Origin of the sequence: Candidatus Brachybacter algidus, assembly GCF_016707225.1 — a bacterium.
GTDB lineage: Bacteria > Bacteroidota > Bacteroidia > Chitinophagales > Saprospiraceae > Parvibacillus > Parvibacillus algidus.
In genome coordinates, this window is sequence record NZ_JADJID010000009.1 from 20,096 (window position 1) to 33,832 (window position 13,737).

Consider the following 13,737-nt stretch of genomic DNA (forward strand, 5'->3'; position numbering starts at 1 on the left):
TATTATCTGTAAAAATAAATAACACGATGATTGACCTTAATGTTGATAACCTGAAGAATAAGGTTAAAAACTATAATACTGTTTTAGAAAATACAAACAAATACCGGGAGATCTGGAATGAAAGCTTAAGGGAGCAGATTAAAACAGATCTGATAGATATATGCGGGGAAGGAGGTTTGAAAATTGAGCTATCTGATTCAGATCAATTCAGCAATCTCAACGCCATCATTTGCACCTTGGGCAATGTAAGAAGTGGTATTTATGAGACAATGGAACCGGATATTGAAAAACATTTAATCAGGTTTAATGGCAGTTTGGTATATCAGCAATTGTTCAATGGTAAAATACTTGTCATGATCAATTATCCGATCATTGAAAACTACATGGAGCCGCGTCCACCTAAAACTATTGCTATTTACAGACCTGAAGAGATCAAAACACCTTTCATTTTAAGGCATGTGGAGACGCTGGTATCGGAGATTACGGCTTGGGAAGACTATGACGATGATGAAGAAATATTGCCAACAAAAATTGGTTTTAATCATGCCTTTCCGACAGAAAATTTATCTTCAGACCCACATTTGAATGAAGGAAATGAGTGACATGGTATGGGTAATGGGTAATTAGCTGAATTTTCGACGTTATAAATAAACCCTAAAAAGATTGCGATTACTCAAGGTAAGGTAGAAATTAGAAGTTAGAAGGTAGTTAGTTAGAATGAAACTTCGATGATTGAGTCCAGCAAATGAAACCATTTAAATATTTATAGGAAATCCTTTAGTTAGTAATATGCAGAGATTAGAAAGACTGCCATAATTATGGTAAGTAATCGGTTACCAAAAATCGGTATACTTTGATGCAGTTTTAATAGGTATTCTATAAGTTAGTACCACATTGATTTTTAATCTTCACTTGTTTCTGACTACTTTATTAAATATCCTTCTTCTTTCTTCCAAAAGCATACGTCACTCCAAAAGAAAAGCCTGGATATGGCTCAATGACAGAATCGTTATAATCATTTGGATTAATGCTTACATTGATCTGGAAATTTCCTTTTACAGGGCCCTTTCCAAAACGCATTCCATAGAATATTTGGAATATAGATATTCCTTCAACCGTAATTATAGCATCATTGTAATTTCTGTATACAGGAATTTGTTTGCCAAAAAGATATCTTTGGAATTTCAATCCTCCCATCAAACTTACATTGTCAGAATTTCTCCCTACTCCAAATTGTAACCCAAATGAGAATGGATCATATTTGTACTTGAAAATTAAATTATCTGGGTTATATAAATCGACCAATCTTAGGACATTCGATCCATAAGCCAAAGTAAGCATAGATTCAAAATAGCCCTTGCCTGTTTGTCCAAAGTTGTCATAATAGCCAATATTTGCTCTTGCTTTATAGCCCTTCAGTCTTCCAACATCCTCTACAAGATTTAAATCATTGTATTCGGAATTGTCGTCAAACAACTTGTATGAGAAAGCACTTATGCCGGCTCCAAGCAACACATTTTCTGCAGGAGAATATATGACACTTCCATTGATTCCTGCTGTTTTACTATTTACGTCAAATACAAGATTGGTATTACCATCTCCCTTATTCTTTAAGAAGCCCATGTCTATGGCATCATTATGAACATTTCGGACCGTTTGGCAGCTGCTTAAGCCAAATAAAATAAAAAGGAAAAGAGGGAAGACGGAGATTAAACTAATTTTTCATAATGCTTGGGTTTTAGATTTATTTCAAAGTTAATTTATTATTTTGAATAATGAAAATCATTTTGTCCGAGTTCTTTTACGAACTCAATTTGATCGCTATAATTATTAATGTCAAATGGCTCACCTGAATTCTCAGTTTTTTAATATAGGTGCTGCCGGCATTGTAACCAATTCTGAACTTAAATTGTGGATTATTATTTTGATAAGCTATGAGTTTTTTCACATCGGCTAATAAGGGCATATGGAGTAATTCCCGACATTTATTAACAAAAATTTCTCTTTCTTTTGTGCAAGAATAAAGCTTGTTATTGTACTCAAAATAAATAGCATCAGTAAATGGAGCGCAACCGCAATCCGTCATTCCTTTGATTTTATTGTAGGTTGCAATTAAATCCGGGGACATTTTTCCCCGCAGTAATTGGTCTTGAAAGACTGAATCCGAATTAAAAATTGAATCAGATACAACTACGAAAAACATAAAAATTGGCTGATACATCGATGGTTGGTACATCGATCCTCCATAGCCTAACGCCTGTTCGGATGGATAGTCGTACTCTAGTATCATTTTTTTCATTTTGGTAGCTATACTATGATATACTAATGCCGCTGAATCAGGCTTTTAAAATTTACGTACTTTTGAAATTCATCGTAAGTTTCTCGAATAATTTTTCTGACAGGGAAGGGAGCAGGAGCATTATAATTATTTTGAACATAATATATCCAGGTTTCATCATTGATCAAATCCTCATATTTCTTGGCATTCAAAAAAACCAAGGGAAATTGATCTTCTGCCATCTGTATTATAACACTGACTGCCTCGGGCATCCTCTCAGATTGTAAATAACATTCCAATAAATTCACTCTATCATAATAATCAAGCGGCCGAAATGCCGATGCTTTTACATAACTTTTGATAGCAGCATTTAAATTATTATCAGTAATAAATAATTCTGCCTGATTAATTCTTGTGTAAAAAGAATCCAATGCCGGTGGAAATGGTCCCGGGTCCCAACATTGACACGAGATACTATTCAGGCAAATTAATTGAATTACTATGGACATAATGAATGGATGAATCTTCATTGTACTTATATTAATGATGTGACAAGATAACGAAAATTAATTAATGATTAGGATATGATAAAATAGTAACGCAGCTGATGACATTTTATTCATTTGCTTTATAATTTTTGTTGGATAGTGCCGACCCATTTTTGATCAACTTCCAATTCCCTCATCATCTCATTTATAACAACTTTAATAAATTAAGAGCAAGATTCTCATCTTCGCAACTGTTCGCTGTTCATCTCCTCACCTCTTCACATTCTCACATTCTCACATCTTTACACTATCTTTAAATTTAATTAGAACTCATCAATCAAACCAAAAATAATAATTAACAAATAATAACTAACAACTATCTACACTTCTCTCGACGATACCATTGTTGCCATCTCCACTGCTCCGGGCATAGGTGCAATCGGTATTATCCGGCTCAGCGGTCAGAAAGCAATTGAAATAACGGACCTCATATTTAAAGGAAAAAAACTAAAGGATCAACCGACTCATACCCTACATTTTGGACATATCATTCATCCTGAAACGGCCATTTTTATTGATGAAGTTGTTGTTTCCATTTATAAAAATCCGGCCAGTTATACCGGGGAAGACGTCACTGAGATCAGTGGACATGGTTCGCCGTATATATTGTCACAGATTCTTCAGGCATGTCTGTCAGCAGGTGCACGACTTGCACAACCGGGAGAATTCACTCAGCGGGCATTTCTGCATGGTAAGATGGACCTCGCTCAGGCTGAAGCTGTCGGAGATCTCATCGCTGCCAATACTACAGCTGCACAGCAAACGGCACTTAATCAATTAAGAGGAGGATTTTCCAAAGATCTGAATGATTTGAGGGATCAATTGATACATTTCGCTGCTATGATCGAATTGGAACTAGACTTTGCAGAAGAAGATGTTGAATTTGCAGATAGGACTCAGTTTCGATTACTCATCGAACAATTAAAAACCTCCACACATAAATTAATCAAGTCATTTTCCCTTGGTAACGCCATCAAGAATGGTATTTCGGTCGCCATCATTGGTCGTCCCAACGCCGGCAAATCAACCTTGCTAAATGCCTTACTCAATGAGGAACGGGCCATCGTAAGCGATATTGCAGGTACTACACGTGATACGATTGAAGAAAGTCTCAACATAGATGGCGTATTATTTCGCCTCATAGATACTGCCGGAATTCGCGAAAGCAAAGGGGACACTATCGAAGACTTAGGAATAGAACGTTCCATGTCAAATGCTGAAAAGGCGGATATCATCATTCACCTCATGGACATCAATGACGAAGTCGGAGAAAATCTGAAATGGATGGAGCCATATGCTAACAAAACGCTCAGGGTTTACAATAAAATAGACCTGCAGGATGACCCTCCACAATTCGAAGTCCTCAATGCAGAAATACACATAGCTGCCCGAAGTGGCATTGGTATTGACTCTCTCAAGTCAAAATTATATGAAAATGCAATTGGCGCTACTATCAATACAGAAGACACCATTGTCACCAATGCCCGGCATCAAGCAGCGCTTATTAAGGTTTCTGAAAGTTTAGATGATATCTCTTTAGGCATGGATTCCGGCATATCCGGAGATCTGCTCGCATTAGATATCCGCAGATGTCTGCATTATTTGGGCGAGATCACCGGCAGGGTGGATGTGGACAGAGATGTGTTGGGGAAGATCTTTAGTAGTTTCTGTATTGGAAAGTAGTTATCCTTCTCTTATTTGCTAACTGCCTACTATTGTTAGGTTTATAGGTTCACTTTCTTCTCTTATTTGTTGCCCAATTGCACTTTATTGCTTATTTTTGTTGCCCAGTTGTTGCTCAAACAACAAATTTGTTGCCCAAAGGCACAAATTGAAAGGTACTGGTGAAATGATGCACCAATCAGCACCACTGAGCAACATCAGGCACTAATAAGCAACATATGAGTAGTAATATTAAAATTCCGAAATTCTGTCAATATTGTGGTCAGGCATTTGTTGCCCAAACCACTACAACTCGTTTTTGTGGTCATAAATGTGCCAGTAGAGCATACAAACAAAGAAAGCGAGAAGAGAAGGTTCAAACTACTCTATCCGACCAAATCAAATCCGTTACTTCTGCAAATTCCGAAAACCTGCAAAGTCTGCAAAGTTTGCCAATCAAAACAGGTAATTTTTTAAACCTTAGAGATAAAGAATTTTTAAGCGTTCAAGAAACTGCCATTTTATTAGGTGCAAGTCGTTGGACTATTCAAAGAATGATTCAAAGAGCCGAACTTAAAGCTGGCAAGTTGGGCAGGAGAACAATTATACCACGTTCCGAAATTGATAATCTTTTTAACTGATGAAGTATGAAAATAGCATTAAGACAACGCAAAAAGGGTAACAAGATTACCCTCTACCTTGACTACTACGACCAAGGAAAACGAGAGTATGAGCATTTAGGTTTATACCTCACACCCGAACCCGACAAAGGAAGTTTAACCAAAGCCCAAAAGGACGAGAACAAAAAAATCCTTGAATTGGCTGAGAGCATCCGAAGCAAAAGACATTTAGAAGTTCAAAACAGCATTTACGGTTTCCGAGATAAAGAGAAATTGAAAGGCAGTTTCTTTGAGTTTTTTGATGCACTTACCGAAAAGAAAAAAGCCAGTTTAGGCAATTATGGTAATTGGAATGCAGTCCGTATTTTAGTAAAAGCCTATAATCCTAAAGATGTAACCTTTGAGCGATTAGATAAAGAATGGGTTGAAGGGTTCAAAGATTACCTGGACTATGAAGCCAAAACCAAAACAGGTGACGGAATTTCACTCAATACAAAATACAGCTACTTCAATAAATTAAGAGCTTCACTCAAACAGGCTTTAAAAGAGGGTCTTATTAAATTCAATCCATCTGAGCAAGTAGAACCATTTCCACAGGATGATGTAGAACGTGAATTTTTAACCCTTGAAGAATTACAAAAATTAGCCAACACCCATTGCCGAAATGAAACGCTAAAGCGTATGTTCATTTTTTCTTGTTTGACTGGTTTAAGATGGTCGGATATTGAGAAACTAAAATGGTCAGAAGTTCAACATTCAGAAAACTTAGGCTACTTCATTCGTTTTCGTCAACAAAAAACCAATGGAGCAGAAACCTTACCCATTGCCGAAGAAGCAAGAGAATTATTAGGCGAACAAAAAGAACCAAAAGAAAAGGTCTTTACAGGGCTTAAATATGGCAACTGGAACAAAACCTACTTAAAGGATTGGTTAATTGATGCAGGCATCAATAAGCACATCACTTTTCACTGTGCTCGTCATACTTACGCTACGCTTCAGTTGACTTTAGGCACAGACATTTACACCGTTTCAAAATTATTAGGGCATAAAAACCTTTCTACTACCGAGATATACGCAAAGGTTATCAACGAGAAAAAGGTGGAAGCTGCCAACAAAATCAAAATCAAATTATAAATATGGAAGCACCACAAATATTTTTAGTAGAAGAACTTGAATTGAGAATATCAATTGAAGCAGTTGAGTACAAACACAAGTTTGACAACCTATGGGAGAGTACAAATTCGACCCTGATTATTTCAACCGATTTATGGAAGGTCCTTTATTGAGTGAATTTGTTCAAACCATTTACAAAAGAACCCAACACCTCAACAACAATGAAATCAATAAATACCTTACGGTATCATTGAGCCAGTTTAAAACCCATAGTCCAAAGCTTCGCTTTGAAACTATGAAAGAACAGTATTATAGAGATTATTGGTTTCCTAATCCTGAACCAGATCATTATTCTAAAATGTCAGAGTATGAAAGTAAATATTTTGGTCACGTTTTTAAATGGTATGAGAAACATTTCCACCTATTCCAAGAAGCAACAGAACAAGCCCTTCAAGACTTCAAAAAAGGCTATTTAGGTTCATTTGCCGACTTCTCTATTCAAGCCCAGCAAGAGCCTAAAAACAAACTAAAAACCAATCTTACTGTCAAAGAAATAGCCTATTTATTCAGAGCCTTGTATGAAGGTATCATTGAAGCAAAACACAAAACCGATATTTTCAACTTCATAGCTGAGAGCTTTTCATCCAAGCAAAAAGAAGATGTGAGTGCCAACTCTATCAAGAACGCTTTTGATGTTCCAGACTTTAATGCAGTTGATTTTTGGCAGGAAAAATTCATTCATTTAATGCAACGAGCAAAAAAAGATAAAGAAAAATAAACAACCTAAATAACTGATAATAAACACAATAACATAGGGTTGCGCAACCCTGTGCAACTACCATAGTTCCCATAAAGTGCATTCCTTTGCTTCCATAATCATATAAATATACAATGATGGAAGTAAATCAAATTCTCGAAAAGCTAAGTCAATTAGAACAAAAAATTGACGAGCAAAACCTACTTCAAAAAGAAGTACTCAATTTTAATGATGCTTGCAAGTATCTTGACATCAGTGCATCACATCTCTACAAGCTAACCTCACAAAAGCAAATCCCACACTTTTGCCCACAGGGAAAAAAGCTCTATTTCAACCGACAAGAAATAGACGAATGGTTAATGCGTAATAAGCAGGAAACTTCAGAGGACATCGAAACGGCAGCAGCTAATTATTTAATCAGAAACAAACGTAAATAATTATGGGCTTTTATAGATTTTCCGAAGAAGAGGTTCAAGAAATCAAACAGCGTTTAGATGTCTTGACCATAGAAGTACGCAACAAGCAAAGAACAGAACCCGACCAAGTTTGGTATGATAATCAGGAGTTCCTCCAGATTATGAATATAAGCAAGCGTACCGCAGCTTATTGGCGTACCGAAAATGTAATTGCGTACTGTCAGGTAGGTAATAAAATCTACTACCGTCTATCAGACATTATGGATCTACTCGAAAAGAGTATTGTACCTGCAAAATTTACCAACCTTAATTTTTCTACTGATGACAACAATAACGACTTATAAGAATTTCAATATACCTATTGAGGACGTTTCACTTTCCTCAATAATTTCTAATATCAAATCCGGCACTTACCACGATAGCATAAATGCTATTCGTATGGCTAAAGGTATGGGTAAACCCGAAAGAGCCGACCAACTCAAAAAAGAGCTTTTGGCGTTCACGCCTTCAGCTACTTTTAAAGACGGCAGAAAAAAAAGTTACTCACCGCTTACAGCGGTTGCGTTCATCTTGATTTTGACAAACTTACACCAGAGGAATTACAACAGGCTTTTGACCTTGCGGTCAAAATACCTTTTACTTATGCTTGTTTCACAAGCCCAAGTGGTGATGGTTTAAAAGTGTTTATCAAAGTAAATACAGTCCACGAAACCCACGAGCAAGCCTATAAGCAAGTACAAGCCTATTATGAAAAGGAAATAAGTATTGAAGCCGACCCAAAATGTAAAGACATTACAAGGCTCTGTTTTGTGTCTGACGACACAAACGCCTTTTTAAATGAAAGTGCAAGCACTTTTAAAATTGCTTTGCAGGAGCAAGCTCCTTTAAGCGAACCTCTTTTTGAGCAAGCTCAAAATTCGGTTAACACCGTTTTTAATGAATGTGTTAGTTTCACTAACAACATTCTGACATACAATAATGGAAACCGCAACAATTATTTATATCAGTTAGCTTGTAATTGCAATCGCAGAGGTATTCCACACCCAGAGGCAGAAAATTTGATTACATCAAATTTCTACCACGAAAACCAAACCGAAATACGCAAATCAATTGAAAGTGCCTATCAAAATAATGTAGCAGAGTTTGGCAAGTTTGCAAACCTTGCAGGTTCGCAAAAAAAGGAAATCACAAACGACCAAACAGAAGATTACCTCAAAACAACGCCTACTATTCCAATAGAAGCCATCAATTTAATGCCCGATTTATTTCGTGAAGGTGCAAGAGCTTTTGATAACGACCCACGTAAAAGAGATGTTTTCTTAACCAGTGCCTTATGTATTATAAGTGGTTGTTTGCCTGATGTACAAGGCGTTTATCATCAAGAAAGAGTTTATCCGCATTTGTTTTCATTCATCATTGCTCCAGCTGCAAGCGGTAAGGATGTATTGAAAAACGCAAAAAGATTAGGCGATAAAATCCACGAAAGAATGGTGGAAAGCAGTAAGCAAGCCAAAGACCAACACGAAAATGAAATGGTAGAGTATAAAGCTCAACTAAGCAAACGTAAGAAAGATGACCCAATACCTGAGAAACCACAAGAACCTGCCTTTAAATTGCTTTTCATTCCAGCCGATTGCAGTCAGGCAATGATGATGCAAATTCTACAAGACAATGATGGTAAAGGCATTATTTGCGAAACAGAAGCAGATGCAATGAGTGGAGCAAACAAGCAAGATTGGGGCAATTATTCACACATAATGAGAGCCGCTTTTCATCACGAAAAAATATCAGCAGCAAGAAAAACCAACCGTGAACTTTTAGAAATAAAACACCCACAACTGGCGGTGGCCTTGTCAGGCACACCTGCCCAAGTGCCTAAGCTAATCGCTTCGGCAGAAGATGGTTTATTTAGTCGGTTTATTTTCTATGCTTTTAAAAATGAAATCGTTTGGCAAGACCCATCACCAAGACCAGGCGGAATTGTTTACAACGACCACTTTGAAGCATTATCAAAACAAGTTTTAAAGATTGTTGATTTTCTAAACCAATACCCAACCGAAGTATTTTTAACACAGAATCAATGGAATAAACTCAATCAAGTTTTTTTCGACAAGCTCAAAAACGTAGTGATTTTCACAGGCGAAGATGCGGCAAGTGTTGTATTTCGTTTGGGTTTAATCTTGTACCGTTTTTGTATGATTTTCACTTCCTTACGGAAGTTTGAAAATGGCGATTGCTCTAAAGATGTAACCTGTACTGATGATGACTTTGAAGCATCTTTGATGCTTTCAGATGTGTATTTGCAACATAGCCTTTTAATGTTCAACAATCTGGAAGAAAACAAAGACCCTATTCTTTATAAGATGCCAAACAACAAAAAACAGCTATTAGACCAGTTACCACAAGAATTTCAACGAAAGGAAGCAGTAGCCATTGGTAAAAAGTTGGGCTTATCCGAAAGGTCAGTTGATGATTTTCTAAACAACTCTGTACCAATGCTTTTAGAAAAGCCAAAGACAGGATTTTATCGAAAAGTGAATTAATGTTGAAAAGTCCTCTAAAGTTTTTGTTCATTTTTCTTTTGTTTGTTGTACATTTGTCAATAATCAACAAATTGATTTCAAACAAACAAAGTAATGAACAAGTTCGGAGATTTAATTAGAAATACAAGGGAGGAAAAAGAAATGCTACTTCGGCACATTGCAGCTGAATTAGATGTTGATACCGCCCTTGTAAGTAAAATTGAAAGAGGAGAAAAGACCGCAAAACGTGAACACGTTTTGGCACTTGCTCACTTATTCAACATCAATTCAGATGAACTAATAGCCTTATGGTTAGCAGACCAAGTTGCTCATTTGGTAGATAGTGAACCACAAGCAGAACAAGCAATAAGAATAGCATTAAACAACATTATAGGTGAATAGTCTTACCCCATATCACGCCAAATATTTTGCCTACGAACTTACCAAGGCAGTTCGTCTGACAGTGATCTCGAAGTTGGCATCTACTTTGGTGGATGCACAAGTTGACCTCAACCCTCATCAGGTTGATGCAGCTTTGTTTGCTTTTCGTTCTCCATTGTCCAAAGGGGCTATTTTGGCTGATGAAGTTGGTTTAGGTAAGACAATTGAAGCGGGTTTGGTTATTTCTCAAAAATGGGCTGAACGTAAAAGAAAGATTATAATCATTACACCTGCCAACCTTCGTAAACAATGGTCACAGGAATTACAAGACAAGTTCTTTTTAAACTCGGTAATCTTAGAAGCTAAATCTTTCAATGAGTTTATTAAAAAAGGTAAACTCAATCCATTTGACCAAGCCGATATAATTATTTGTTCCTATCAATTTGCAAGAACAAAAGAACCATACTTAAAACTAATTCAATGGGATTTGGCAGTAGTGGACGAAGCACACCGCCTGCGAAATGTTTACAAGGCAAATAACAAAATTGCAAAGTCAATCAAAGAATCATTGAATGAAGCCCCAAAAATTCTTTTAACAGCCACACCCTTACAAAACTCATTATTAGAATTATATGGTTTGGTAAGCATTATTGATGATTATTCATTTGGCGATTTAAAAAGCTTCAAAACACAATACAGCAGGGTAAATAGTGGTGCAGATGCAGAAACATTCAACAGAGTTGAAAGAACGTTTAAAACCCATTTGTAAAAGAACCCTTAGAAGGCAAGTTTTAGAATACATACGCTATACAAACAGAATAGCACTGGTAGAAGAATTTTTTCCGACAGAAGAAGAACAACGCCTATACGATTTGGTAAGCGATTATCTGCAAGCAGATAATCTTTATGCTCTTCCAGCAAGTCAGCGTAAGTTGATGACACTTATTTTAAGAAGGCTCTTAGCCTCCTCAACTTTTGCTATTTCAGGTACTTTAGAAGGCTTAGCAAATAAATTGGAAAACATCGTCAAGGTATCAGAAACAGAAAATTCAGATGAAGTTTTTGCCCTCGATTTTGAAACCTATGATGAATTAAAAGACGAGTGGGAAGGCGAAGAAGATGAAGAACAGGAAAAGGAGAAAAAATCCTACACTTCAGAAGATATTGAAAACATAAAAACAGAAATAAATTCACTAAAGGAATTTGAAAAACTTGCAAAGTCTATAAGGCTAAACTCCAAAGGAGAAAAGCTTTTTACAGCTCTTGAAAAAGGGTTCAATGAAATGGATCGTTTAGGTGCTCCCAAAAAAGCTATCATATTTACTGAGAGTACCCGAACTCAATTGTATTTGAGAAATATACTCGAAGCAAGGGGTTATGCTGATAGAGTTGTTTTGTTTAATGGCTCAAATACAGATGAAAAGTCACGTAAAATTTATGCTGATTGGGTAGCGAAACACAAAAACACAGATAAAGTATCAGGTTCAAGAACGGCTGATATGCGGGCTGCATTAGTGGACTATTTTCGTGATGAAGCAGTGATTATGGTTGCAACCGAAGCAGCAGCAGAAGGTATCAATTTACAGTTTTGTTCTATGGTTATCAATTACGATATGCCCTGGAACCCTCAACGCATTGAACAGCGTATTGGCAGATGCCACCGTTACGGTCAAAAATATGATGTAGTAGTAGTAAACTTTCTGAATAAAGCCAATGCAGCAGATGTTAGAGTTTATGAATTGCTTCGTGATAAGTGCCAGTTGTTCAATGGAGTATTTGGTGCTTCTGATGAAGTTTTAGGAAGTATCGAAAATGGAGTTGATTTTGAAAAGCGTATTGCCCGTATTTATCAAGAGTGCAGAACCACCACACAAATTGAAGTAGCTTTCAATGAATTGCAAGCTGATTTGGAAGTGAATATTTCTGATGCTATGCAACAAACAAGGCAGAAGTTATTAGAAAACTTTGATGAAGAAGTACACGAAAAATTACGCATCAATCTACAAGAGAGTAAAGATTATCTTTCAAAGTACGAATCTTGGTTGTGGAACATCACACAGTTTGCCCTTAACAGCAATGCAAACTTTTCAGCAAATGAGCATTCTTTCCGTTTGCTTAAAAATCCATACAACGACCTTAAAATTCATCCCGGTCCTTACCGTATAGGCAAGGCAATTGACGATTCAAATGTTTATAGAATTGGGCATCCATTAGCTCAACGAATCATTGAAGAATGTAAAAAGCAAGATTTGCCATCGGTTGAATTAACCTTTGACTACTCCAATACAGTAAAGAAAATATCAACTGTTGAAGCCTACATCGGTCAATCAGGCTATATGCTTGGCAGGGTGCTATGTATTACCTCTTTTGATGTAGAAGAATTTGTTCAGCTTTCAGCTATTACATCAGATGGAAATGTTTTATCCAAAGAAATTTGCGAACGCTTTTTCTCTCTCCCTGCATCTATTTCAGGCACTAAAACCACAGTGCCCATTCAGATTACTGATGAATTGGAAAACCATTTAAAAGCACACCAATTGCAGGTTATAGACGAAATAGGACAACGCAACGCAAACTATTTTGAAATTGAATTAGAGAAATTGGATCTATGGGGAGAGGACAGACGAAGCTCTTTGAAAATAACCCTAAAAGAACTCGACCAACAAATTAAAGAAATTAAGAAAGTGGCAAGGCTTGCACCAAATCTTCCCGAAAAACTGAAGCTGGAGAAAGAACGCAAAAAGTTAGAAAATGAACGTGATGCAGCTTGGCGTGAATATGATGGTGCAGCAAAAGAAATTGAACAGAGTAAAGACCGTTTGATTGACCAGATTGAACAAAAGTTGGAACAGGAACTCATAAAAACAGATTTATTCCTAATCAAATGGAATCTAATTTAAAATAGAAAGTATAGCAGAGATACAAAAACAAGAACTTACCTCAATGAATATTGCCGAAGAGCAATTGAGAAAGTTAAAAGAGCTTTTCCCTGAAGCATTCACAGAAGGGCTTTCAGTAGATTGGGACAAACTACGCCTTACTTTGGGGCAAAGCATTGATGTTGGTAAAGAACGCTATGGAATGAATTGGCCAGGAAAAGCCGACTGTTTTAAAACCATACAGCAGCCAAGCATTGCCACGCTTATTCCTGCTCGTGATGAAAGTGTGGACTTTGACTCAACCGAAAACCTTTTCATTGAAGGAGATAACTTGGAAGTATTGAAGCTCTTGCAAAAAAGCTATTTGGGAAAATTAAGTTTATGTATTTCGACCCTCCATATAACACGGGTAAGACTTATTTATCCTGATAATTATTCAGAAAGTTTAGACACCTATCTTGAATATACAGGGCAAGTAGATACTGACGGTAAAAGTTTGGAACAAATACAGATACAGATGGCAGTTTTCATAGTAAGTGGATGAATATGATGTATCCAAGA

Annotated in this window: 14 protein-coding genes and 2 pseudogenes; 13 read left to right on the plus strand and 3 right to left on the minus strand. The window is 36.6% G+C overall.

The annotated features are described in order from the left end of the window. Positions 1-26 precede the first annotated feature (26 nt). Complete coding sequence (locus tag IPI15_RS18510; protein WP_287404911.1) at positions 27-602, plus strand: hypothetical protein; 576 nt, start codon at positions 27-29, stop codon at positions 600-602. A 328-nt stretch (positions 603-930) separates the two neighbouring features. On the opposite strand, the gene IPI15_RS18515 is transcribed toward IPI15_RS18510, so the two are convergent. The 3 genes from IPI15_RS18515 to IPI15_RS18525 all read right to left on the minus strand — a co-directional run bounded on the left by IPI15_RS18515 (position 931) and on the right by IPI15_RS18525 (position 2,787). Beyond that, positions 931-1,623 (minus strand): hypothetical protein, encoded by a 693-nt coding sequence (locus IPI15_RS18515; RefSeq protein ID WP_287421718.1) that lies wholly within the window; start codon positions 1,621-1,623, stop codon positions 931-933. 178 nt (positions 1,624-1,801) lie between these two features. After that, positions 1,802-2,290 carry a hypothetical protein gene (locus IPI15_RS18520; RefSeq protein ID WP_287421719.1) on the minus strand — a complete coding sequence of 163 codons (489 nt, stop codon included), beginning with the start codon at positions 2,288-2,290 and terminating at the stop codon, positions 1,802-1,804. 32 nt (positions 2,291-2,322) lie between these two features. Further along, positions 2,323-2,787, minus strand: coding sequence for a tetratricopeptide repeat protein (locus IPI15_RS18525; RefSeq protein WP_287421720.1), 465 nt, complete (start codon positions 2,785-2,787; stop codon positions 2,323-2,325). A gap of 381 nt (positions 2,788-3,168) precedes the next feature. Here IPI15_RS18525 and mnmE point away from each other — a divergent pair, with 381 nt between their 5' ends. The 12 genes and pseudogenes from mnmE to IPI15_RS18590 all read left to right on the plus strand — a co-directional run bounded on the left by mnmE (position 3,169) and on the right by IPI15_RS18590 (position 13,720). Further along, positions 3,169-4,509: a tRNA uridine-5-carboxymethylaminomethyl(34) synthesis GTPase MnmE gene (gene mnmE / locus IPI15_RS18530; protein WP_287405659.1), complete on the plus strand. Its 1,341-nt coding sequence runs from the start codon at positions 3,169-3,171 to the stop codon at positions 4,507-4,509. Between the two features lie 218 nt (positions 4,510-4,727). Further along, a complete protein-coding gene (locus IPI15_RS18535) occupies positions 4,728-5,129 on the plus strand; it encodes a helix-turn-helix domain-containing protein (protein WP_287421721.1) in 402 nt (133 codons plus the stop codon). Positions 5,130-5,135: 6 nt separating this feature from the next. After that, positions 5,136-6,242, plus strand: a complete 1,107-nt coding sequence (locus IPI15_RS18540) for a site-specific integrase (protein WP_287421722.1) — start codon at positions 5,136-5,138, stop codon at positions 6,240-6,242. A gap of 133 nt (positions 6,243-6,375) precedes the next feature. Continuing rightward, positions 6,376-6,999: a hypothetical protein gene (locus tag IPI15_RS18545; protein WP_287421723.1), complete on the plus strand. Its 624-nt coding sequence runs from the start codon at positions 6,376-6,378 to the stop codon at positions 6,997-6,999. 116 nt (positions 7,000-7,115) lie between these two features. After that, positions 7,116-7,415: a helix-turn-helix domain-containing protein gene (locus IPI15_RS18550; protein WP_287421724.1), complete on the plus strand. Its 300-nt coding sequence runs from the start codon at positions 7,116-7,118 to the stop codon at positions 7,413-7,415. A 2-nt stretch (positions 7,416-7,417) separates the two neighbouring features. Further along, on the plus strand, positions 7,418-7,738 hold the full coding sequence (locus IPI15_RS18555) for a helix-turn-helix domain-containing protein (RefSeq protein WP_287421725.1): 321 nt from the start codon (positions 7,418-7,420) through the stop codon (positions 7,736-7,738). Continuing rightward, the gene (locus IPI15_RS18560) at positions 7,716-8,072 is read left to right on the plus strand and encodes a hypothetical protein (protein WP_287421726.1); all 357 of its coding nucleotides are present in this window, start codon (positions 7,716-7,718) and stop codon (positions 8,070-8,072) included. Before IPI15_RS18555 ends, IPI15_RS18560 begins: the two co-directional genes overlap by 23 nt. Further along, positions 7,979-8,167, plus strand: a pseudogene (locus tag IPI15_RS18565) (BT4734/BF3469 family protein); the annotation flags it as partial. The gene IPI15_RS18560 and the pseudogene IPI15_RS18565, both read left to right, overlap by 94 nt. 36 nt (positions 8,168-8,203) lie before the next feature. Next, positions 8,204-9,937: a DUF3987 domain-containing protein gene (locus tag IPI15_RS18570; protein ID WP_353845334.1), complete on the plus strand. Its 1,734-nt coding sequence runs from the start codon at positions 8,204-8,206 to the stop codon at positions 9,935-9,937. Positions 9,938-10,030: 93 nt separating this feature from the next. Beyond that, positions 10,031-10,318: a helix-turn-helix domain-containing protein gene (locus IPI15_RS18575; protein WP_287421727.1), complete on the plus strand. Its 288-nt coding sequence runs from the start codon at positions 10,031-10,033 to the stop codon at positions 10,316-10,318. Continuing rightward, positions 10,311-13,197 (plus strand): annotated as a pseudogene (locus tag IPI15_RS18585) (SNF2-related protein). Before IPI15_RS18575 ends, IPI15_RS18585 begins: the two are co-directional and overlap by 8 nt. A 43-nt stretch (positions 13,198-13,240) precedes the next feature. Further along, on the plus strand, positions 13,241-13,720 hold the full coding sequence (locus tag IPI15_RS18590; RefSeq protein WP_287421730.1) for a hypothetical protein: 480 nt from the start codon (positions 13,241-13,243) through the stop codon (positions 13,718-13,720). The last annotated feature ends 17 nt before the right edge of the window (positions 13,721-13,737 follow it).